This window comes from Xanthomonas sp. D-109, assembly GCF_017746095.1.
Lineage (GTDB): Bacteria > Pseudomonadota > Gammaproteobacteria > Xanthomonadales > Xanthomonadaceae > Xanthomonas_A > Xanthomonas_A sacchari.
Window position 1 is genome coordinate 141436 of the sequence record NZ_JAGHWV010000002.1, and the last position, 19905, is coordinate 161340.

General features: G+C 70.0%; 20 protein-coding genes, 1 tRNA gene and 1 riboswitch. Of the genes, 7 read left to right on the plus strand and 14 right to left on the minus strand.

What is annotated here, in order from left to right; genetic code table 11:
- Window positions 1–921: a hypothetical protein gene (locus J7357_RS04145; RefSeq protein ID WP_209244986.1), complete on the plus strand. Its 921-nt coding sequence runs from the start codon at window positions 1–3 to the stop codon at window positions 919–921.
- A gap of 69 nt (window positions 922–990) precedes the next feature.
- Here the strand turns inward: J7357_RS04145 and J7357_RS04150 are convergent, their stop codons facing one another.
- The gene (locus tag J7357_RS04150) at window positions 991–1206 is read right to left on the minus strand and encodes a CsbD family protein (protein ID WP_010341025.1); all 216 of its coding nucleotides are present in this window, start codon (window positions 1204–1206) and stop codon (window positions 991–993) included.
- Between the two features lie 31 nt (window positions 1207–1237).
- On the opposite strand from J7357_RS04150, the gene J7357_RS04155 reads away from it, so the two are divergent.
- Entirely contained in the window at window positions 1238–1381 is a 144-nt protein-coding gene (locus J7357_RS04155; protein ID WP_209244987.1) for a hypothetical protein, read from the plus strand.
- Between the two features lie 8 nt (window positions 1382–1389).
- Here J7357_RS04155 and J7357_RS04160 read toward each other — a convergent pair whose 3' ends face one another.
- The 3 genes from J7357_RS04160 to rocF form a co-directional block, all read right to left on the minus strand.
- A complete protein-coding gene (locus J7357_RS04160; RefSeq protein ID WP_010341024.1) occupies window positions 1390–1524 on the minus strand; it encodes an entericidin A/B family lipoprotein in 135 nt (44 codons plus the stop codon).
- A gap of 53 nt (window positions 1525–1577) precedes the next feature.
- Window positions 1578–1730, minus strand: a complete 153-nt coding sequence (locus J7357_RS04165) for an entericidin A/B family lipoprotein (protein WP_010341023.1) — start codon at window positions 1728–1730, stop codon at window positions 1578–1580.
- 142 nt (window positions 1731–1872) lie between these two features.
- Window positions 1873–2796, minus strand: coding sequence for an arginase (gene rocF / locus J7357_RS04170; RefSeq protein ID WP_209244988.1), 924 nt, complete (start codon window positions 2794–2796; stop codon window positions 1873–1875).
- A 48-nt stretch (window positions 2797–2844) separates the two neighbouring features.
- On the opposite strand from rocF, the gene J7357_RS04175 reads away from it, so the two are divergent.
- On the plus strand, window positions 2845–3309 hold the full coding sequence (locus J7357_RS04175) for a hypothetical protein (protein ID WP_244667258.1): 465 nt from the start codon (window positions 2845–2847) through the stop codon (window positions 3307–3309).
- A 128-nt stretch (window positions 3310–3437) separates the two neighbouring features.
- On the opposite strand, the gene J7357_RS04180 is transcribed toward J7357_RS04175, so the two are convergent.
- The 4 genes from J7357_RS04180 to birA all read right to left on the minus strand — a co-directional run bounded on the left by J7357_RS04180 (window position 3438) and on the right by birA (window position 6295).
- Window positions 3438–3513: transfer RNA gene (locus J7357_RS04180), tRNA-Thr, on the minus strand.
- 102 nt (window positions 3514–3615) lie between these two features.
- On the minus strand, window positions 3616–4473 hold the full coding sequence (locus tag J7357_RS04185) for an SPOR domain-containing protein (RefSeq protein WP_209244989.1): 858 nt from the start codon (window positions 4471–4473) through the stop codon (window positions 3616–3618).
- Between the two features lie 122 nt (window positions 4474–4595).
- Window positions 4596–5333 carry a type III pantothenate kinase gene (locus J7357_RS04190; RefSeq protein ID WP_209244990.1) on the minus strand — a complete coding sequence of 246 codons (738 nt, stop codon included), beginning with the start codon at window positions 5331–5333 and terminating at the stop codon, window positions 4596–4598.
- Window positions 5330–6295, minus strand: a complete 966-nt coding sequence (birA, locus tag J7357_RS04195; protein WP_209245026.1) for a bifunctional biotin--[acetyl-CoA-carboxylase] ligase/biotin operon repressor BirA — start codon at window positions 6293–6295, stop codon at window positions 5330–5332. The genes J7357_RS04190 and birA overlap by 4 nt, the downstream gene beginning before the upstream one ends.
- A 155-nt stretch (window positions 6296–6450) precedes the next feature.
- Here birA and J7357_RS04200 point away from each other — a divergent pair, with 155 nt between their 5' ends.
- Complete coding sequence (locus J7357_RS04200) at window positions 6451–6732, plus strand: hypothetical protein (RefSeq protein WP_209244991.1); 282 nt, start codon at window positions 6451–6453, stop codon at window positions 6730–6732.
- Complete coding sequence (locus tag J7357_RS04205; protein WP_209244992.1) at window positions 6699–7487, plus strand: M90 family metallopeptidase; 789 nt, start codon at window positions 6699–6701, stop codon at window positions 7485–7487. The genes J7357_RS04200 and J7357_RS04205 overlap by 34 nt, the downstream gene beginning before the upstream one ends.
- 180 nt (window positions 7488–7667) lie before the next feature.
- Here J7357_RS04205 and J7357_RS04210 read toward each other — a convergent pair whose 3' ends face one another.
- The 6 genes from J7357_RS04210 to dusA form a co-directional block, all read right to left on the minus strand.
- On the minus strand, window positions 7668–8858 hold the full coding sequence (locus J7357_RS04210; protein WP_209244993.1) for a DUF1501 domain-containing protein: 1191 nt from the start codon (window positions 8856–8858) through the stop codon (window positions 7668–7670).
- Window positions 8859–8887: 29 nt separating this feature from the next.
- Window positions 8888–10471, minus strand: a complete 1584-nt coding sequence (locus J7357_RS04215) for a DUF1800 domain-containing protein (protein WP_244667259.1) — start codon at window positions 10469–10471, stop codon at window positions 8888–8890.
- Between the two features lie 215 nt (window positions 10472–10686).
- Window positions 10687–12102, minus strand: coding sequence for a sensor histidine kinase (locus tag J7357_RS04220; RefSeq protein WP_209244994.1), 1416 nt, complete (start codon window positions 12100–12102; stop codon window positions 10687–10689).
- A 37-nt stretch (window positions 12103–12139) separates the two neighbouring features.
- Window positions 12140–12823, minus strand: coding sequence for a response regulator transcription factor (locus J7357_RS04225; RefSeq protein WP_003469280.1), 684 nt, complete (start codon window positions 12821–12823; stop codon window positions 12140–12142).
- Between the two features lie 72 nt (window positions 12824–12895).
- Complete coding sequence (locus tag J7357_RS04230; RefSeq protein WP_039726258.1) at window positions 12896–13279, minus strand: hypothetical protein; 384 nt, start codon at window positions 13277–13279, stop codon at window positions 12896–12898.
- Window positions 13280–13691: 412 nt separating this feature from the next.
- Window positions 13692–14711, minus strand: coding sequence for a tRNA dihydrouridine(20/20a) synthase DusA (gene dusA, locus J7357_RS04235; protein ID WP_209244995.1), 1020 nt, complete (start codon window positions 14709–14711; stop codon window positions 13692–13694).
- Between the two features lie 144 nt (window positions 14712–14855).
- A riboswitch (cobalamin riboswitch) is annotated at window positions 14856–15109 on the plus strand.
- A gap of 210 nt (window positions 15110–15319) precedes the next feature.
- Here dusA and metE point away from each other — a divergent pair.
- Both metE and J7357_RS04245 read left to right on the plus strand, forming a co-directional pair.
- A complete protein-coding gene (gene metE, locus J7357_RS04240) occupies window positions 15320–17611 on the plus strand; it encodes a 5-methyltetrahydropteroyltriglutamate--homocysteine S-methyltransferase (RefSeq protein ID WP_209244996.1) in 2292 nt (763 codons plus the stop codon).
- Window positions 17612–17850: 239 nt separating this feature from the next.
- Window positions 17851–19848 (plus strand): choice-of-anchor X domain-containing protein, encoded by a 1998-nt coding sequence (locus J7357_RS04245; protein WP_209244997.1) that lies wholly within the window; start codon window positions 17851–17853, stop codon window positions 19846–19848.
- Window positions 19849–19905: the final 57 nt, after the last annotated feature.

Genomic DNA, 19905 nt, shown 5'->3' on the forward strand with positions numbered 1-19905 from the left:
ATGCATGCTCTTGCTCCGTCCCTGCCCCGCCGTTTCCTCGCCGTCCTCGCCTTCGCCGTGCTGTGCATCGGCGGGCTGTGCGGCTTCCGTCCGTTGCCTTCGCCACCGGCCTCGGCGCCGGCGGTGCAGTTGCAGGTGATCGATCGCGATACCGGCGACGCTCCGCTGCCCACGCATGCTTGGCGTGGCGAGCGCTGGATCGCCGCCACGCCCGGCCACCGCTACACGCTGCGGCTGACCAACCTGACCAGCGCGCGGGTGCTGGTGGTGCTGTCGGTGGACGGGGTCAACGCGGTCAGTGGCCAGACCGCGGCCAGCGACCAGCGCGGCTATGTGCTGGCGCCGTGGCAACAGACCGAGATCGCCGGTTGGCGCAAATCGTCCGAGGACGTGGCGCAGTTCGTGTTCACCGACCTGGAGGACAGCTATGCGGCGCGCACCGGACGCCCGCGCAACGTCGGCGTGATTGGCATGGCGGTGTTCGACGAAGCGCGCGCATGGCCCGATGGCGCCGTGCGCGACGCGGACATCGACGCAAAGCGTGCAGCCGAGACGCCGGCGCGCGCAAGCGCAACGCCAGCACCGGCAGCGGTTGCGGACATCCCGCGACGCAGTGCCGCCGCACCGCTCGCGGCGGCGCCGTCGGCCGATGCACGGGCATATGCACACGAGCGCAACGCCGCCGAACGCGTGCAACAACGCCTGGGCACCGGCCACGGCGCACGCGAATGGTCGCCCTCGCGCGTCACCGACTTCCAGCGCGCCAGCGACGTGCCCATGCAACGGACCGCGTTGCGCTACGACAGCCGCGCGCGGCTGATCGCACGCGGCGTGCTGCCGCGCGCCCTGCCACCGCCGCGCGTGGCGATCGCGCCGGATGCGTTTCCCGGCGACTACGTGCCGGATCCGCCGACGCGCTGATCGGCAGGGACACAAAAAGACACGGGCCGCGATGCGGCCCGTGTCGACGACGCTGGGGCGGCGCACGCCTCAGTCGTGGTATTCCTTGCCCAGGCTGTCGCGGAAGGCATGCACTTCCTTTTCGGCGCGATCGCGCGCCCAGCCGTAGCGCTCCTGCAGCTTGCCGGCCAGGTACTGGGTATTGCCTTCGGCGACGTCGAAATCGTCGTCGGTCAAGTCGCCCCACTGCGCCTTGATCTTGCCCTTGAGCTGGGTCCACTTGCCGGCAATGATGTCTTTGTTCATGGCATCTCTCGTGATGTGTAGGCGGCGCTGCATGCCGCCTGCACAGCATCGCGCCGCCTGCGTCGCGGGCCGATCAATGCAGCGTCAGCGCGGCATGAGCATCGTGAACCGTTACGCATGGCCGGCAGCCGCGCAAAAAAAACGGGCCGGCAAGCCGACCCGTTTTCGCAACTGAGACGAGGCTCAGTTCTTGGCGGCGTCTTCGACCTTCTCGCCCGCCTTCTGCACGTCCTTGCCGGCACCGGCAACGGTGTTGCAGCCGGACAGCAGGCCCACCGAGAACATCGCCAGCAACATCCACGCAAACGTACGCTTCATAGGTTTCACTCCTTTACTTGGTCATGGGACGCGGCACGCAGGCCGCGCGAAACTCAGCACTTGCCAGCGCTGCAATCCTGCGCCTTGTCTTCCACCTTCTCGCCCGCCTTCTGCATGTCCTTGCCGGCGCCGGCGACGGTGTTGCAGCCGGTCAGCACACCAGCGCAGAACAGGGTCAGCATCAACAGAGTGGTCAGTCGCTTCATCGTGTCGTCCTCGGCAATCGCAGGTGGTCGGGGTGGGCGGCGATAGGCGTCGCCGCGCTACCGTCTGGCGGTGAATCTGCCGTCACGACTGTGGATTTCACGTGAATGAACCGGCGACCCATTCAGGCTGAGGCCGCACCGATCAGTCGCGCATCAGCGTCGATTTGCCGAACAAGCTCTCCACCAGGTCCACCGCCAGTTCCGCGGTCAGGTTGCGATGGTCCAGCACCGGATTCAGCTCCACGATGTCCAGCGAGGCCATGCGCCCGCTGTCGGCGATCATCTCCATCACCAGCTGCGCCTCGCGATAGTTGGGTCCGCCCGGCACGGTGGTGCCGACGCCCGGAGCGATGCTGGGGTCGAGGAAATCCACGTCGAAACTGACGTGCAGGTGGGTGTCGGCGTCGAGCCCGTCCAGCGCCGCCTCCATGGTCCGTTTCATGCCCATCTCGTCGATGTAGCGCATGTCGTACACGTCGACGCGGTGCTGCTTGATCAGCCGCTTCTCCTCGGGATCGACCGAGCGGATGCCGATCTGCCGCACCTGCTCCGGGCGCAGCGCCGGCGCACTGCCGCCGAGTTCGGTGAGCGCCTGCGGACCAAGCCCGCACAGGCAGGCCACCGGCATGCCGTGCACATTGCCCGACGGGGTGACCTCGCTGGTGTTGAAGTCCGAATGCGCGTCCAGCCACAGCACGCGCAGCTTGCGGCCCTGCTCGCGGCAGTGCCGCGCCACCGCGGTGATCGAGCCGATGCCCAGGCAATGGTCGCCGCCAAGCACGATCGGCATGCGGCCATCGCGCAGTTCCGCATAGCTGGCCTCCATCAGCGCGCGGTTCCAGGCCACCACCTCATCCAGATGACGATAACCGTCGACCGGCGCCTGCCAGGGATTGCGCGGGCCGTCGATGTTGCCGACGTCGCGCACCTCCACGCCGCGATTGGCCAGCGCCTCGTGCAGCCCGGCGATGCGCAGCGCCTCCGGCCCCATGCGCGCACCGCGATGGCCGGCGCCGATATCGGTGGGAACGCCGATCAGGGACACCGGCAGAAAAGACGACTTCATGCGCATACGCTCCAGCCAAAAAAAGTGGCCCAGTCTAGCGGGACCGGCATGGCACGACCCGCCGCGGCGCAGCAGGCGGAGGCGTGCGGTTGGACGTCGATCGCAGTGCCTGACCAAGCTGCTCCGCCGTTTCTGGAGATCGCCTTGGAAAAGCCCTTGATCGTGACCCTGGAAGCCGCATTCGCCGGGTTGACGTTCCTTCCCTGGTTCGCGTCGGCGCACAACAGCCTCAACCCCAAGCGGATCCTGCATGCGGACCGCGTGGCATATCGGGTTCTGCGCACGCGCACCTACCCGTATCGCGCGATCGCCAACGTGGACTATCGAGCAGCGTGGGGAACCGAGAACATCGTGCTGGCATTCCACGGCGCGAAGACGACCTTCATCGCCAATACCGGCCTGCTGCGGCGGACACGGGAGGCCATCGCGATGCTGAAGCAACAGGGTTGTCCGCTTTCCACGCGCGCGCAGTCCATGCTGATGTCGCAAAGCGTAGCGGTTTCGCAGCAATAGTACGCAGCGCGAGTTCGCTCGCTGCTCGGAGGGATGTTCGGGAGGACACGCGACGGAAAGCAGAAAGCCGCTGTTCCAGCGGATCGACGATGCGCCGCGGATCTGCGCGATGCAGAAGAGAGGAGGGATGGTGCCGCTTATCCGAATCGAACGGATGACCTACTGTTTACAAGACAGTTGCTCTACCGACTGAGCTAAAGCGGCAAGACGAACGACGCCCGCAGGCGGGGCCGGGGCAGTCTACCTGCTGGCGCGGGCCTCGGCACGCCCGACGGCGCGGTGCCGAACACCGGCAGGCGCGGCATTCTAGCGCAGCGTGGCGCAGTCCACGCTGCGCTGGCGCGCGGCGCCGAGTTGGCGGCGCAGCGCCGCGGCCTGCGCCGTGGAGTCGGCGCGCAGGTCCAGCCACCAGCGCGACTGGCCGCTGCCGCCACTGGGGATCAGGTCGGCGTTGAAGCCGGCACGGGCCAGTTCCGCGCGGCGGCGCTCGGCGCCTTCGCGGCTGCGGTACTGGCCCAGGGCGATGGCATTGCCGGTCTCGCCCTGGCGCAACGGGTAATAGTCGCGGATGCCGGCGGCAACGATGCGTTCGGTGGCCTGCTTGAGGCCGTCCTCGCCGCCGATGGTCGGCAGGATCACGCGGAAGCTGGTGGCATCGCTGTCGGCCGCCTCGCGCAGGCGCGGACGCTGCGCGCCCTGGGCCAGCGCAGCGACGGCCGCCTGGGCGGCATCGCGATCCGGGTACGGCCCCACGCTCAGGCACACCGCCGCGTCGGCGGCGGGCTTCGCCGCAGGCTCGACCTGGGTCTGGGTTGGAGCGGGCGCAGGCGCAGCAGCGGGCGGCGCGGGCGCGGTGGCCTGTGCCGCGGTCGCGGGAGCCACCGGTGCGTCAGCCTGCGCCGGCACCGCTCCGACCGCATCGGCGGTGACGGCGGCAGCGGCGGTGTCGGCCGGCGCATCGGCTGGCGCGGCGACAGGCGCGGCCGCCGGCGGAGTGGGCGCAGCGGCCGGTGCCGGCGTCTCGTTGACCAGTTGCAGCGTCGCCACCCCGGCCGGCACGGCCGGCATCGGCACCGGGGGCGGCGTCGGCGGCTGCATCGCCCACCACACCGCGACGCCGAGGTTGAGGATGGTCAGGACGACGAGCAGGGCGCGAACGAGCATGGCCGGATTCTAGAGCGTGCGATGCAGCTTGGGAGAGACAGTGAGGTCCGGGTGGGAGATGGCTGCATCGGCACAACCTCCGCCTCCGCCACACCGCAGTGCGGCCGCCAGCGCTGGCCCGCTCAGGCGGCACCGGCCGCTGCATGCGCCTGCGCCCACAGCGCCAGCCCGTCCAGGACCAGCGCCGGGCGCTGCTCGGCTGGCGGCAACGCATGCAACAGCGGCGGCACGCCGCCGCCATGCAACAACAGCCGCGGCCGTCGCCCCAGCACGGCCTCGCCCTTCTGCAGGCTGCGTTCGATCAGCGCCACCGCGGCGCCGTCGCAGCCGGAGGCCAGGGCGTCGGCGGTGTCGGCCGCGAACTCGTGGTACTCGCCGCCCTCGGCCGGCAGCTGCGCCGCCTTCTGCTGCAGGGCCTGGCGCATCACCGTGGGCGACGGCGCGATGCGGCCGCCGTGGTGCAGACCGTCGCGATCGAGCAGGTCCACCGTCAGCGCCGTTCCCACCCCCACCACCAGCACGTCGCCGCCGCCATGCGCGGCGAGCAGGGCCAGGAACCGGTCCACGCCGAACGCCTGCGGCCGCGCATAGGCGATGCGGACCCCGGCGCAGACGGCCTCGGTCCGCGCCACCTGCACCTGCGCGAAGCGACTGCGCAGTGTCTCCAGCACGGTCGCGGTCAGGGCCGGCGCGGCGACGCTGGCGACATAGGCGATGTCGCCCTGCGGCAGGGCCGCCACCGCCGCCGCGTCCATGGCTTCGGCCCCATGCGGCCAGGCCTGCACCGTGCCCGCCTGGCCGTTCTGCAGCGCGGCGAACTTGAAGCGCGAGTTGCCCAGGTCGAACAGCCAGTCGCTCATGCCGCCCTCACGCTGACATCGCCCGCATGCACCGGCAGCTCGCCGTCGGCGAAGGCCACGCGCAGCGCGCCATCCTCGGCCAGCCCCAGCGCCATGCCTTCGCGCACCTGGCCGCCATCGTCGATGCGCACGGTGCGCCCGGCCAGCAGATCCAGCGCGGCGTAGCGCGGCAGGAACGGCGCCAGGCCTTCGGCGTCGAACAACGCCAGCGCCGGCAGCAACTGCGACAGCACCGTCGCGGCGATCGCGTTGCGCGACACGGTGCCATCCGCGAGCCGGGTCAGGTCGGTCCAGGGCTGGTCGATGTCCGCGGCAGTGGCCGCCGGCATCGCGACGTTCAAGCCCAGGCCGATCACCGCCCGCGCCGGCCCGGCGAACTCGCCGCCGCCTTCCACCAGCAGGCCGCCCAGCTTGCGCTCGTCGGCCAACAGGTCGTTCGGCCACTTCAGCCCGACCGTGGCGAATCCGGCCGAACGCAGGGCTTCGGCCACGGCCACGCCGGCCGCCAGGCTCAGGCCGCCCAGCCGGCCCAGCCCGCCCTGGAAGCTGCGCGCCACCGACAGGTACAAATGCGCGGCCAGCGGGGAGGCCCAGACCCGGCCACGGCGGCCGCGCCCGCCGGTCTGGCGCTCGGCCAGCAGCACCTCGCTGCCCTGCGCCGGCGCCGGCCGCTGCAGCAGCGTCGTGTTGCTGGAGACCAGGCTCCAGGCGATCTCCAGGCCGGCCAGTTCGGCGCGCGCCGGCACAGTCAGTCCGGCCTGGATCGCCGCGGCGTCGAGCAGTTCCAGCGGCCGCGCCAGCCCATAGCCCTCGCCGGCCCGGCCCTCGATCTCCACCCCGGCCGCGCGCAGCGCCTGAATGCGCTTCCACACCGCCGCCCGGGTCAGCCCGCAGGCGCGCGCCAGGGCATCGCCGGACAGGGGGCCCTTGCTGAGCCTGGCCAACAGTTCGCGCTCGTCCAACGCCGGTTCCATCGCCTCGTTTCGCCCCCGGGCGCGCCGTTGCGCGACCTCGTAAACCGAAAAGTATGCGGCAACGCCCCCCGGGCGCCCAGGGCCGGCGCCCTGCAGCGGGTGAAAACCGCGTTAGAATCGGGATTCACCGCCGCTCGCCCTGGATGCCGACGATGCGCCGTTCCCTGCCCTGCCTGCTCCTGTTGCTGCTGCCCCTCGCTGCCGCCCACGCGTCGAATGTGCTGGCGGAGAAGCCGCACACCGACTGCACCTACGGCGACGCGGCCGATGCGGACAACACCCAGACGCGCCCACCCGCGACGCTGCATGCGCCTTCCTCCACCAAGCCGGCCTCGACCACCACGGGCGGCGGCAGCGACAGCGACCTGGTGCCGCGCATGCGCATGCCGAAGTGGCACAGCTTCCTGCCGGGGATGTTCCGCTGATCCCACGCTGGCTGCGCGGGCTGTGGTCCAAGCCTGCTGCCATCGATGACGCCACCTGGCAGGCCGTGCGCCGCGACTGCGCCTGGATCGCCGCCCTGGATGCGCCGCGCGAACAGCGCCTGCGGGCGCTGGCCAGCGCGTTCCTGCACCGCAAGACCATCTCGCCGCTGGGCGGCCTGCAACTGGGCGCCCGCCAGTGCGGCCTGCTTGCCGCACTGTGCTGCCTGCCGCTGCTGGAGTACGGCGTCGACGGCATGCGCGGCTGGTCGCAGTTGCTGGTCTACCCGGACGCGTTCCGCGTGCAGCGCAGCCATGTCGATGCGGCGGGCGTGCTGCACGAGTGGGAGGACGAACTGATCGGCGAGTCCTGGGACAGCGGCCCGTTGATCCTGTCGTGGGCCGACGTGCAGGCCGACCTGGACGATCCGCGTGCCGGCTACTGCGTGGCGGTGCACGAGATGGCGCACAAGCTCGACGTGCTCGACGGCGTCCTGGACGGCACGCCGCTGCTGCCGCGCGCCTGGCAGCGGCAATGGGCCGCCGATTTCCAGCGCAGCTACGATGCCTTCTGCACGCGCGTGGACCGCGGCCGCGCCAGCGAGATCGACGCCTACGCCGCCGAAGCGCCGGAAGAGTTCTTCGCGGTGGTCAGCGAATATCACTTTTCCGCCCCAAAGCGGCTGCAACGCGAGATGCCGGAAGTGGCGGCGCATCTGGCGCGGTTCTATGGACCGTCGCCGTTCGCTGTGGACTGAGCGGCCATCGCGTCTTGAGGCATTGCTTCAAGACGTCGCTGTGCTGAACGTGACAAAGCATGCGTTACGGGGAGTCGAGCGCATAACGCGTCGGGACTGAAGTCCCTCCCACAGTGCACCCGTCGCGGCTGAAGCCGCTCCTACAGGACATTTTCGAATCCCTTCATCGCGAAGAATGCATCACACCAACTTCAGATCCCGCGCATGCGCCTGCGGAAACACCTTCTGCAGCTGCGTCGGCGACAGGCCCCACATGCGGCCGAGCAGGCCGGCGAACATGTCGCGGTAGTTGGTCAGCACCGGGTAGTCGCGGTCCTGGAACAGCTTGTCCTTGCTCACCGCCACCTGCTCGCCGGCGATGCGGCCGCCATTGACCCCGCCGCCAAGCACCCAGTACGTGGTGCCGTGGCCGTGGTCGGTGCCCTTGTCGCCGTTCTCGCGGAAGGTGCGGCCGAACTCGGACAGCACCACCACCACCGTATTGCGCCACTCCGGCCCCAGCGCCTCGGCATAGGCCGACAGCCCCTCGGACAGGTTGGCCAGGTTGTTGGCCAGCGCGCCGTCGGTGCTGCCCTGGTTGACGTGCGTGTCCCAGCCGCCGACATCGACGAAGCCGAGCCGGTAGCGCTCGCGCATCAGCGTGGCGATGCGCCTTGTCTCGTCGGCGAAGGTGCGCGCGCTGGCGGCGCCGCGGTTGGCCTGCTGCATTTCGTCGCGCAGGGCCTGCGAGACCTGCTGGCGTAGCGCCAGGCCGTCGTGCGCGGCGCTGGCCAACTGCGTGCCGTGGTACATGCCGGCGAGGATGTCGGCCTGGCGCTGGTCGAAGGCCGGGGTCGGATTGCGCTTGAGCGAGAGATTGGGAATGTCGCCGCCGCCCTGGAAACTCAGCGGCAGCGAATCGGTGAAGGCGATCGACGGCGTGCCGGTGGCCACCTGCGACAGCCGCGCCAGGAAGCCGGTGCGGTAGTCACTGCGCTGCCCGGCCGGTTGCCCGGCCTCGATGCTGTCCTGGGTCTCGAAGTGGCTGCGCGACAGGTCGTCGGTGCCGGCGAAGGGCACGAACGCCAACTGCTTGTCGGTCCACAGCGGCATCAGGGTGTCGCGCAGCCGCGGATTCAGGCCCCACTGGCTGTCCAGCGCAATGGCGCTGTTGGGATTGGCCGGATCCGGCCTGGCGATCGCCAGGCTCGGCCGCGAGGAGTAGTAGAAATCGCTCGCGTACGGCACCAGCAGGTTGTTGCAGTCGTAGCCGCCGCGCAGGAACACCACCAACAGGCGCGGCGACGGCGCCGGTGCGGCGAACAGGCGCCCGGCGAACGGCAGGCTGGCCGCAGCGGCGGCGGACGCGAGCAGGAAGCGGCGACGGTGCATGACGGAACTCCGGGCGGCGAAGGCCGCAGTCAGCGGTAATTGAAGTCGGGGGACGCCAGCAGGTAGCCGTTCCACTCCTGCTGCGAGCGTGCCTGCGCCAACGCCTGACGCGTGGCATCGCTCAATTGCGGCTCGATCGCGTGGTAGTACAGCGGCGTGCTCAGTTGCGGGAAGCCGCCGCGCTGCTGCCCGTCGACGGTGAACAGCTGGGTGTTGCCGTTGCCGATCGCCCGCGCGATCTCGAAGCGTTGCGCCATCTGCCCGGAGCTGTTCCAGGCGCTGGACTGCAGCGACCAGCCATCGGGCGTGATCCGTCCGAAGCTCGGCTCGCCCATCTGGTTCAACCAACCCAACAGCGGCTGCGGATTGACGATGGTCTGGCCGTCGTAGGCCAGCCGCAGCGCCGAGACCAGGAACCGATAGGGGTCCTTGAACTTGTGCGGCGCGCCGGCGGCCATCTCCGGCGCGGTGAACATCACCTGCAGCACCGCGGCGATATCGCCATCGCTGCGCTGGAAGGTGCGCGCCATCTTCTCCACCAGCGCCGGCGGCGGATCGTCGGCGACGAAGTACTCGGCCAACTGCCGCGAGATGAAGTGCGCACATGCCGGCTGGCGCGCGATCAGCTGCACCGCGCGCTCGACCTCGTCGAAGCCGCCGCCGGCGATGCGCTGGCCGAGCAAGGTCTTGTCGCCGGGTTCGTGCCGCGCCGGATTGAATTCGAACGCGCCGCGGCGCAGGTACTGCGCCTGCAGCGCCGGCGGCAGCTTCGGCGGACCGTCGCGGTCGACCGGCGCGATGCCAACGCCGGTCAGGATCAGCGCCAGTTGCTGCACGTCCTTCTGCGTGTAGCCGGCATCCACGCCGAGGGTATGCAGTTCCATCAACTCGCGCGCGTAGTTCTCGTTGACCTTGCCCTTGGCGTTCTGCGCGTTGTCTAGGTACTCCAGCATCGCCGGACTTTCCAGCGTCGCCATCACCAGGTCGGAGAACTTGCCCAGGGCATGCGGACGGATCGCGTTGTCGGCGTAGTCGGCCACGGTCCAGTGCAGCCGGCCCTTGTCGGCGAACACGCTGAAATGGTTGAGCCAGAACCACACCATCTGCTCGCGTAGCTGGTCGGGCGCGTAGATCGCGCGCAACAGCTGCGCTTGGCGTGCCTGGTTCAACAGCAGATCGCCGCGCTGTTGCGCGGCCTTCTTCGCCGCGACCTTGGCATCGCCGTCGGGCATCGCCTTGATCGCCTGCTGCGCGGCGGCCTGCTGCTTGAGCAGTTCCTGCACCGGCGTGTGCAATGCCGCGTAGCCGTCCAGTTGCGCGCGCACCGGCGCCGGCAGCGCGCCATCGCCGGCGTCGGCCTGCAGTTGCTCGCGCAGGAAGCGCTTGCGGCCGTCGTGTTCGAACTGCGCCACGCTGGCGCTGTCCAGACCGATGGTCATCGACTGCAACCAGCGCGCGTCGTCGCGCTTGATCACCTTGTCGGTGGCGGCGATGGCGCCGACAGTGAACAGCACCAGCAGCGCCGACAACAGCAGGCGCTGGGTGTGGCGCAACACCCGCCGGCCGCGCACGCGCAGACGCGTGGCTGCAGGACGATGCCGGGGTTCGGACATGCGGAGCTCCTGGACGAAAAGCGGCGTGAAGACCGGCGCAGTATCGCCAGCTGGGCGCCGGTCGCGTTAAGCCACTGTCGGAAACCTCCCGGTCATTTGCACGGGATTCACCTGCTGCTGCGGTGCAGCGGCGCCGGCGGCGGCTCGGTTGGCGCGGGTCGTCGCCGCGCGGCGGGATGCCGGTCTCAGACCAGCACAGGAGCGTGCTGTTGAACCTACAGCCCCGGCGGCAGGGTGACGAGGAAACGCGCCCCGCCCAGCTCCTCGGAGCGACTCACCTGCAGTTCGCCGCGGTAGCCCTTGACCAGGTCCTGCACGATCGCCAGGCCGATGCCGTGGCCGTGCACGCGCTCGTCGCCGCGCACGCCGCGCTGCAGGATGTGCGCCACTTCCTCCAGCGCGATGCCGGGGCCGTCGTCCTCCACGGCGATGATCAGGCCGGCGCGGCGGCTGCCGGCGGCCGGCTCCGGGCGCACGCTCAACAGCACCCGCCTGCGCGCCCACTTGAACGCGTTCTCCAGCAGGTTGCCGAGCAGTTCCTGCAGGTCGCCGGGCTCGCCGTGGAAACGCGCGCTCGGCTCGATGTCGAACTCGCACAGCACGCCCTTGGCGGCATACACCTTCTCCAGGCCACGCACGATCTCCTCGGCGTTGGGCTCGATCGGCAACGGTGCGGCGAACAGCTTGTGGCCGCTGGAAGCGGCACGCGCGAGTTGGTAGGACACCAGGTTGTTCATGCGCCGCAACTGCACGTCCAGTTCCTCGCGCAGCTCCGGCCCCTGCGCACCGCTGTCGAGCTGGGTGCGCAGCACCGCCAGCGGCGTCTTCAGGCTGTGCGCGAGGTCGGCCAGGGTGTTGCGCTGGCGGTCCAGGTTCTCGCGCTCGCTCTCGATGAAGGCGTTGATGCTGTCGGTCAGCGGCTCCAGTTCGCGCGGGTGGCGATCGCCCATGCGCATCGCTTCGCCGCGCTGCACCTTGGTCAGTTCGTTGATCACCCGGCGCAGCGGGCGCAGGCTCCATTGCAGGATGAAGGCCTGCAACACCAGCAGGATCAGGCCGGCGCCGCCGAGGTTGAACCACACCCGGCCGCGGAACACGCGCAGCTGCGCGCCCAGCGCGCGGGTGTCCTCCATGATGTAGATGGTGACCGGGGTTTCCTTGTCGCGGCGCACGTAGGCCAGGCCGATGCCGTAGCGGTAGACCTCGCCCTGGCTGCCATCGATCTGGGTGATCGGCCAGGGGCCGTCGAAAGTCTCCTGGCGCGGTTCGAGCATGCCGCCCGTGGGCGGCAGCGGACCCTCGCTGGACATCGAGACCCAGCGCTCGTTGGGCAGCACGATCTGCGCGTACAGACCGCTGCCCGGCCGGTCGAAGTGCGGGTCCGGCGGCGGCTTGTCGTAGTTGATGTACAGCGACCCGTCGCGGGCCACGTCGACGTTGTTGGCGTAGGCGGTGGCGTAGCTCTTCAGGCGCTCGCGCAGGTTGCTCAGCGCGGTGTCGGCGAACGCCTGGTCCAGCGCATAACCGGCCGCGGCCAGGAATGCCACCAGGCTCAGGCTGGCGGCAAGCAGTTGCCGCGCCTGTAGCGAACGGGGGCGCCAGCGCTTGTACCACCTGGGTCGTGCCGCCACGCGGTCGCTTCCTCGGTGTGCTCGCCGGCGCCTGCGATCAGCCTTCGGTGCGCGGAATCGCGAACCGGTAGCCGCGACCGCGCACGGTCTCGATCGGCTTCAACTCGCCGTCCGGGTCCAGCTTCTTGCGCAGGCGGCCGATGAAGACTTCCAGCACGTTGGAGTCGCGGTCGAAATCCTGCTGGTAGATGTGCTCGGTCAGGTCGGCCTTGGAGACCAGCTCGCCGGCATGCATCATCAGGTACTCGAGCACCTTGTACTCGTAGCTGGTCAGGTCGACGTTGCTGCCGCTGACGCTGACGGTCTGCGCCGCCAGGTCCAACGCGACCGGACCGCATTCCAGCGTGGGCTTGCTCCAGCCGGCGGCGCGGCGCAGCAGCGCATTGACGCGCGCCAGCAGCTCTTCGACGTGGAACGGCTTGACCAGGTAGTCGTCGGCGCCCTGCTTGAGGCCTTCGACCTTGTCCTGCCAGCTGGAACGCGCGGTCAGGATCAGCACCGGAAACTTCTTGCCTTCGTCGCGCAGCGCCTTGATCAGCTCCATGCCCGACATCTTCGGCAGGCCGAGATCAATGATGCCCACGTCGAAGGGCACTTCGCGGCCCATGTACAGGCCTTCCTCGCCGTCCTGCGCCGCATCCACCGCAAAACCTTCGCGCTTCAGGCGAGCGGCCAGGGTCTCTCGCAGCGGAGCTTCGTCTTCGACCAGAAGGATACGCATAACTCTCCCTAGTAACTTACAGGTGGCCGGTGGCCGGGGCGGTGTGTGGAACCTGAACCGAACTATCCGGACTCACGGGTGATCGTCGCGTGGTGGCTCGGGAGGCTCGCCCGACCGCGGCGCCCGCGGCGGTGCCGCACGGCCAGGCTGCGGATCGTCCATGTAGCGTACCCGCCCACGGCCATCCATGTACTTGACGCGGTTGATGTCGCGGCCATCGAACGGCACGCGCTCGGCGCCGAGGATCTGCCCGCCGGTGGAGCGCTGCACCCGACGCACCGCGTCGGACAGCGAGCTGCCGCCATAGTCCCGGTTGCGCCCCGCATCGCGCTCCGGCGGCGCCATCACACCCGGCATGGGCGGCTGCTGCGCACGGCCATGGCCAGCCGCGACCGACGCCAGCGCGAGCGCGAACACAGCGGCGAAGCGGTAGTGGCGGGAAGCGGAAGAAGTCACGACGGGCATCCTAACGGACTGATCGGAAACGTTCAAAACTTGTGAAGCGCGACACCTCGCGGGAACGATGGCGACCTCGAGAAATCGAGGCAAATTCTTGATTTTTCGGGGTGAATCCGGTCTGAACTTTTCCGGGCGCCACGGGCGACATTCAGTCAAATGAACCTGCCGAAGATCGATGCAAGGGCCGCGCCAGCGCTCTGGAGAGGCCCTCGCCAGGTACTTCAGGGCGTCTCCCGGCAGGCAGAGACTAGTCGGCGGACCCTGAACAGACTCCCTGAACGAGCAGAGGGAAAGTGGGATCCGGGTCCGCCACCGAGCAGGCCACCATGTCGTCGGACGCCTCTGCGCGGTGGCGATGACGGCCCGCCGCCACGCAGCGGCTTCGGTCCGAAGACGCTCCCTGGACGGGTCAGGCCGCGGCGCGCGCCGCCCCGTCGGTGACCGCCAGTGCCCGCTCCAGCAGCGCCCAATCGGCCCCGGGGCGGTGCGCCCCTTCGCTGAGCACCTGGCGGAAGGCACGGCCGCCGGGCTGGCCGTGGAACAGCCCGAGCAGGTGCCGGGTGATGTGCTTGAGCGCCAGGCCCTCGGCCAGGCGCGCCTCGACGTAGGGGCGCAGCGCGCGCAGCAACTCGGCGCGCGGGCGCAGTGCGGCGCCGGTCAGGGCCGCGTCCAGCCGGTGCAGGACGTAGGGATCGTGGTAAGCGGCGCGGCCCAGCATCACCCCGTCCACCGCCTGCAACTGCGCCTGCGCCGTCTCCACCGCGGCCAGGCCGCCGTTGAGCACCACCTGCAGTTGCGGCCGCTCGCGCTTGAGCCGGTGCGCCCAGTCGTAGCGCAGCGGCGGCACTTCGCGGTTCTCCTTCGGCGACAGGCCCTGCAGCCAGGCGTTGCGCGCATGCACCACGAACAGCCCGCAGCCGGCCGCGGCGACCTGGTCAACGAAGGCCAGGAACACCGCGTAGTCGTCGTCCTGGTCCACGCCCAGCCGGCACTTCACCGTCACCGGGATGTCGACGGCCTCGACCATCGCCGCCACGCATTCGGCGACCAGCGCCGGCTCGCGCATCAGGCAGGCACCGAAGCGCCCGGCCTGGACCCGGTCGGACGGACAGCCGCAATTGAGGTTGATCTCGTCGTAGCCCCAGTCCTGGCCGATCCGCGCCGCCTGCGCCAGCAGCGTCGGCTCGCTGCCGCCGAGCTGCAGCGCCACGGGATGCTCGGACGCATCGAAATCCAGAAGCCGCGCGCGATCGCCCAGCACCACCGCATTGGCGTGCACCATCTCGGTGTACAGCCGCGCCGACGGCGCCAGCAGCCGGTGGAACACCCGGCAATGGCGGTCGGTCCAGTCCATCATCGGCGCCACGGACAGGCGCAGCGAGGCGGCATAGCGCGCGGGGAGATCGGCGGCGGGGAGCGGAAGCGTCATCGGCACGGCGGACGGGCGCCGCCGGCATTCGCCGCAGCGCCAGGTCATTGGCTTAGGGATCAATAGCTTACACGTTCGCCATGAACGCTGCCGGGCCCAGCCGGCAAAACGTACCTAGCCCTTGACCGCCCGCCGCATCCGGCCTATCGTGCGCTCGCCGAAGGTATTCATCGCTTCATTCGGATGAAGGGATGAATTTAAACGGGAATCCGGTGACGGCTGGCGCCGCAAGCGCCTGCCCATTCCGGAGCTGCCCCGCAGCGGTGAATGGAAACGACCTCCGTCAATGGCACTGGGCCGGCGCATGCCGGCCTGGGAAGCGACGGACAGTAGGTGCGCAGCCAACGTGGTGCGCGCGTCCATCAGCCCGAATACCGGCCCCGGCCGGAGGACCGTGCGTCCTCCGATTCGACCTGGCGCCTCCGCGGGGAGGCGGCCGGACCGCGACCCGGCCTTGCGCCGCGCCGCGCCGTCCGCCTGCCCGCGCGGTACCGGTTCGCCCGCGGGGGCGAAGGTCGCTGGCGTGGCGGGCGGTCCGTGCGAACGGGGCGCGCGGCGCGCGGTTCCTTCGTTCCTCAATGCCCTTGAACGCAATGAGGAAACGCAACATGACGATCGTGACCAACCTGGGCTTCCCGCGCATCGGTGCGCGGCGCGAGCTCAAGCAGGCGCTGGAACGCTACTGGCGCCGCGACATCGACGGCGCGCAACTGCAGGACACCGCACGCGAGCTGCGCCTGCGCCACTGGCAACTGCAACGCGAGGCCGGGGTGGACGTGCCGCCCAGCAACGACTTCAGCCTATACGACGCGATGCTCGACACCGCGTTCCTGTTCGATGCGATCCCGCAGCGCTACCGCGCCCTGGCCGATGCCGATCCGCTGGCCGGCTACTTCGCGATGGCGCGCGGCACGCAGGAACACGGCCTGGACCTGCATGCGCTGGAAATGACCAAGTGGTTCGACACCAACTACCACTATCTGGTACCGGAGCTGGCGCGGCGCCAGCACTTCCGCCTGCGCGGCGACAAGCCGGTGGTGGAGTTCCTGGAAGCCAAGGCGCAGGGCATCCAGACCCGGCCGGTGCTGATCGGGCCGGTGACCTTCCTGGCGCTGTCCAAGACCGTGGACGGCAGCGACCGCTGGGCGCTGCTGGACAGCCTGCTGCCGGTGTACGCCGAACTGCTGCAACGCCTGCATGCGGCCGGCGCCGGCTGGGTGCAACTCGACGAACCAGCGCTGGTGCTGGACCTGGACGAGGCCGCGCGCGCCGCCTATCGCCGCGCCTATGATTTCCTTTCGCAGGCGCCGCGGCCGAAGCTGCTGCTGACCAGCTATTTCGGCGAGTTGGGCGACAACCTCGACCTGGCGATGGCGCTGCCGGTGGACGGCATCCACGTGGATCTGGTGCGTGGTGTGGCGCAACTGGATGCGGTGCTGCAGGCGTTGCCGGCCGGGCGCGTGCTCTCGGCAGGCCTGGTCAACGGCCGCAACGTGTGGCGCACGCCGCTGGACAACGCGCTGACCCTGGCCCGCTACGCCGCCGGCCATGTCGGCCGCGAGCGGCTGTGGCTGGCGCCCTCGTGCTCGCTGCTGCACGTGCCGGTGGATCTGCAGCAGGAGACCAGGCTGGACCGCGAACTGGTCGGCTGGCTGGCCTTCGCCAGGCAGAAGCTGCAGGAACTGCGCACCCTGGCCGATGCGCTGGACGACCAGCCGCAGGCGCAGGCCGCGCTGGATGCGGCGCGCGATGCGCTGGCCAGCCGTCGCGCTTCGACCCGTGTGCACCGCGCCGAGGTGGCGCGGCGGGTAGACGCGCTGACCGACGACGCCGGCCGCCGGCAATCGCCGTACGCGCAGCGCCGCCAGGCGCAGCAGGCGGCGCTGCGGCTGCCGCTGTATCCGACCACCACCATCGGCTCGTTCCCGCAGACCGAGCAGGTGCGGCAGGCGCGTGCGCAGCACAAGGCCGGCAAGCTCGACGATGCCGCGTACGACGCGTTCCTGGCCGCCGAGACCGAACGCTGCGTGCGTGCGCAGGAGCAACTGGGCCTGGATGTGCTGGTGCACGGCGAGTTCGAGCGCAACGACATGGTCGAATACTTCGGCGAGCAGCTGGACGGCTTCGCCTTCACCCGCCACGGTTGGGTGCAGAGCTACGGCTCGCGCTGCGTGAAGCCGCCGATCATCTACGGCGACGTGCAGCGCCCGGCGCCGATGACGCTGCGCTGGACCACCTACGCGCAGTCGCTGACCGAGCGGCCGATGAAGGGCATGCTGACCGGGCCGGTGACGGTGCTGCAGTGGTCGTTCGTGCGCGACGACCAGGAGCGCGCGCAGACCTGCCGGCAGATCGCGCTGGCGCTGCGCGACGAGGTGCGCGACCTGGAGGCGGCCGGCATCGGCGTGATCCAGATCGACGAGCCGGCGATCCGCGAAGGCCTGCCGCTGCGCCGCGCCGACTGGCAGGCGTATCTGGACTGGGCGGTGCAGTGCTTCCGCATCGCCGCGGCCGGGGTGCGCGATGCCACGCAGATCCACACCCACATGTGCTACTCGGAGTTCAACGACATCATCGAGGCGGTGGCGGCGATGGACGCGGACGTGATCTCGATCGAAACCTCGCGCTCGCGCATGGAACTGCTCGATGCCTTCGTGCGCTTCCGCTACCCGAACGCGATCGGGCCGGGCGTGTACGACATCCACTCGCCGCGCGTGCCGAGCACGCAGGAGATGGTGGAGTTGCTGGAGAAGGCGCGTGCTGTGCTGGATCCGCAGCAGCTGTGGGTCAATCCGGATTGCGGGCTGAAGACCCGCGGCTGGCCGGAGACCCGCAACGCGCTGCAGGCGATGGTGGCGGCGGCGCAGCAGTTGCGCAGCCAGCACGCGCAGGCGGCGTGACCTGGCGATGCCCGGCGCCAGGTGCGCCGGGCATCGCGATGGTTGCAGCATGTCCGGCATCCCAGTTCGGCGTGCATTGCTGCATTGCGTCTTTGTCCGGCAATGTGCGCTGGCTATAACCACAGGCGAACGCGTGGCGAGGGGGCGCTGCGTCCTCGCCGACGTGCTGCCGGCGGCGCACTGCGCCGCGGTCTCTGGCATGTGCGTCTGCTTCTCAGCACCGCCAGGGAGAGCGCGTCATGCCGAAGCTGTCGAACCTGTCCGCCGTCTGCGTCCTGTGTCTTGTCGTCCCCGCCGCCGCACTGCATGCGGCCGAACTGATTCCCAAACAATTGGCCGGACCGCCCGAGGAGTTCGCGCAGATGCGCGCGCCCGCACCGGCGGAAGCGGCGATCCTGTCCAAGAGCGCGTTGCTGCCGGTGGAGTTCTCCGCCGCGCGCAGCGGCGGCCCGGCGCAATGGCAGACCACCCTGCCGGTAGAGAACGGCAAGCTGCGCTTCGTGGTGTTGTCCGGCGAACACGATTGGCAGCCGCGCCTGAGCGCACCGGCCACGGCCAGCGCACGCATGGGCACCGCCGCCGCCACGCCGATGCTCGCGCCCAGCGCCAAGGCGACCCAACTGGGCGCCGGCGGCGCCGCGCTGCCGGCCCGCGAGTACCACGTGGACAGCGCCGCCAACGGCGACTGGACCCTGACCCTGCAGGCCGATGGCAGCAACACGGCGCAGCGCGGCTATGTGCTGATGGAGGGCGATGCGCGCACGCAACTGGCGTCCTATCCCAGCGACCGCGCGCAACTGCAGCGCGGCCAGCGCATCGGCCTGACCGCGCTGCTCGGCGGCATCGATGCGCAGGGCGGCGTGTCGCTGGCGCGCAGCGCCGGCAGCGGCCGCATCGACACCGCGCAGCTGCGCGTGATCGCGCCGGACGGCTCCGTCAGCCAATGGCCGATGGCCGACGACGGCCGCCACGGCGACGGCGCCGCGGGCGATGGCGTGTATGCCGGCGACTTCCCGGCGACGGCCACCGGCACCTACATCGCGCAGGTGGTGGTGCATGGTCACGACGCCGGCGGTCAGGCCTTCGTGCGCACCAGCGAGCACGTGCTGCCGGTGCTGGACACCACCTTGCGCATCACCGCCGATGCGGTCGCTGCCAGCACACAGCCCGGCACCCGGCTGACCCTGCCGATCCCGGTGCGCATCGGCGGCGGCCAGGCACCGGCGCATTACCGCGTGCTCGGCGAGCTGTGGGGCACCGGCCGCGACGGCAGCGCGGTGCCGGTGGCCTGGCTCGGCGGCATGCTCGCGCCGCAGGACGGACGCCTGCCGCTGAGCGTGGACGAACGCTGGATCGTCCGCGCCGGCGCGCGCGCACCGTTCACCCTGCGCAACCTGCGCGTGGAGGATCCGGACAACTTCGTGCCGCTGGCCACGCGCACGACGCTGCCGCTGACCCTGCCGGCACTGCGCCGCAGCAGCGTGGCACGCAGCAGCGACGCGATCGACGAGAGCATGCGCATGGGCGAGCGCCCGGCGCAGCTGAGCACCGCCGCCACCGACATGCAGGCGCAGGCCACCGGCAAGCGCCTGGTGCTGGTGCACGGCTATTGCTCGGGCGGGGTGTGGCCGGTGGCGCAGTTCACCAATGCCTCCGCGTTCCTGGACGTCAACCAGAACCGCAGCAACGACCAGTTCGCGCAGCGTCTGGCGCAGTTCGGCAGCCAGTGGAACTCGTTCGGCACCGTGGCGCACAGCCAGGGCGGCATGGCCGCGCTGCACCTGTACGTGTACTACTGGAGTGGCCTGGACAACGCCAGCGGCGGACGGGTGATGCAGTCGGTGGGCACGCCCTACCAGGGCACCAACCTGGCCGGCATCCTGGCCACGGTGGGTTCGTGGTTCGGCGTGGGCTGCGGTACCAACAACGACCTGACCTACGACGGCGCCAAGGCCTGGCTGGCCGGCATCCCCAACTCGGCGCGGGCGTTGGTGAACTACTACACCACCTCCTTCGCCAAGACCAACTGGTACACCAACGACTACTGCAATGCGGCCTCGGACCTGGTGCTGAGCGACCCGGAGGACGGCACGGTGGAGCAGGTCAACGGCCAGCTGCCCGGCGGCGTCAACCGCGGCCACACCACCGGCGAATGCCACACCACCGGCATGCGCGACCCGGCGCAGTACCTGGACGCCAGCCGCAACGCGACGATGAACGCCAACGCGGCGCGTTGAGGGGCCTGAGAGCAGGGAGTCGGGATTGGGGGTTGGTGAAGCGCTGCCCGGGCATGT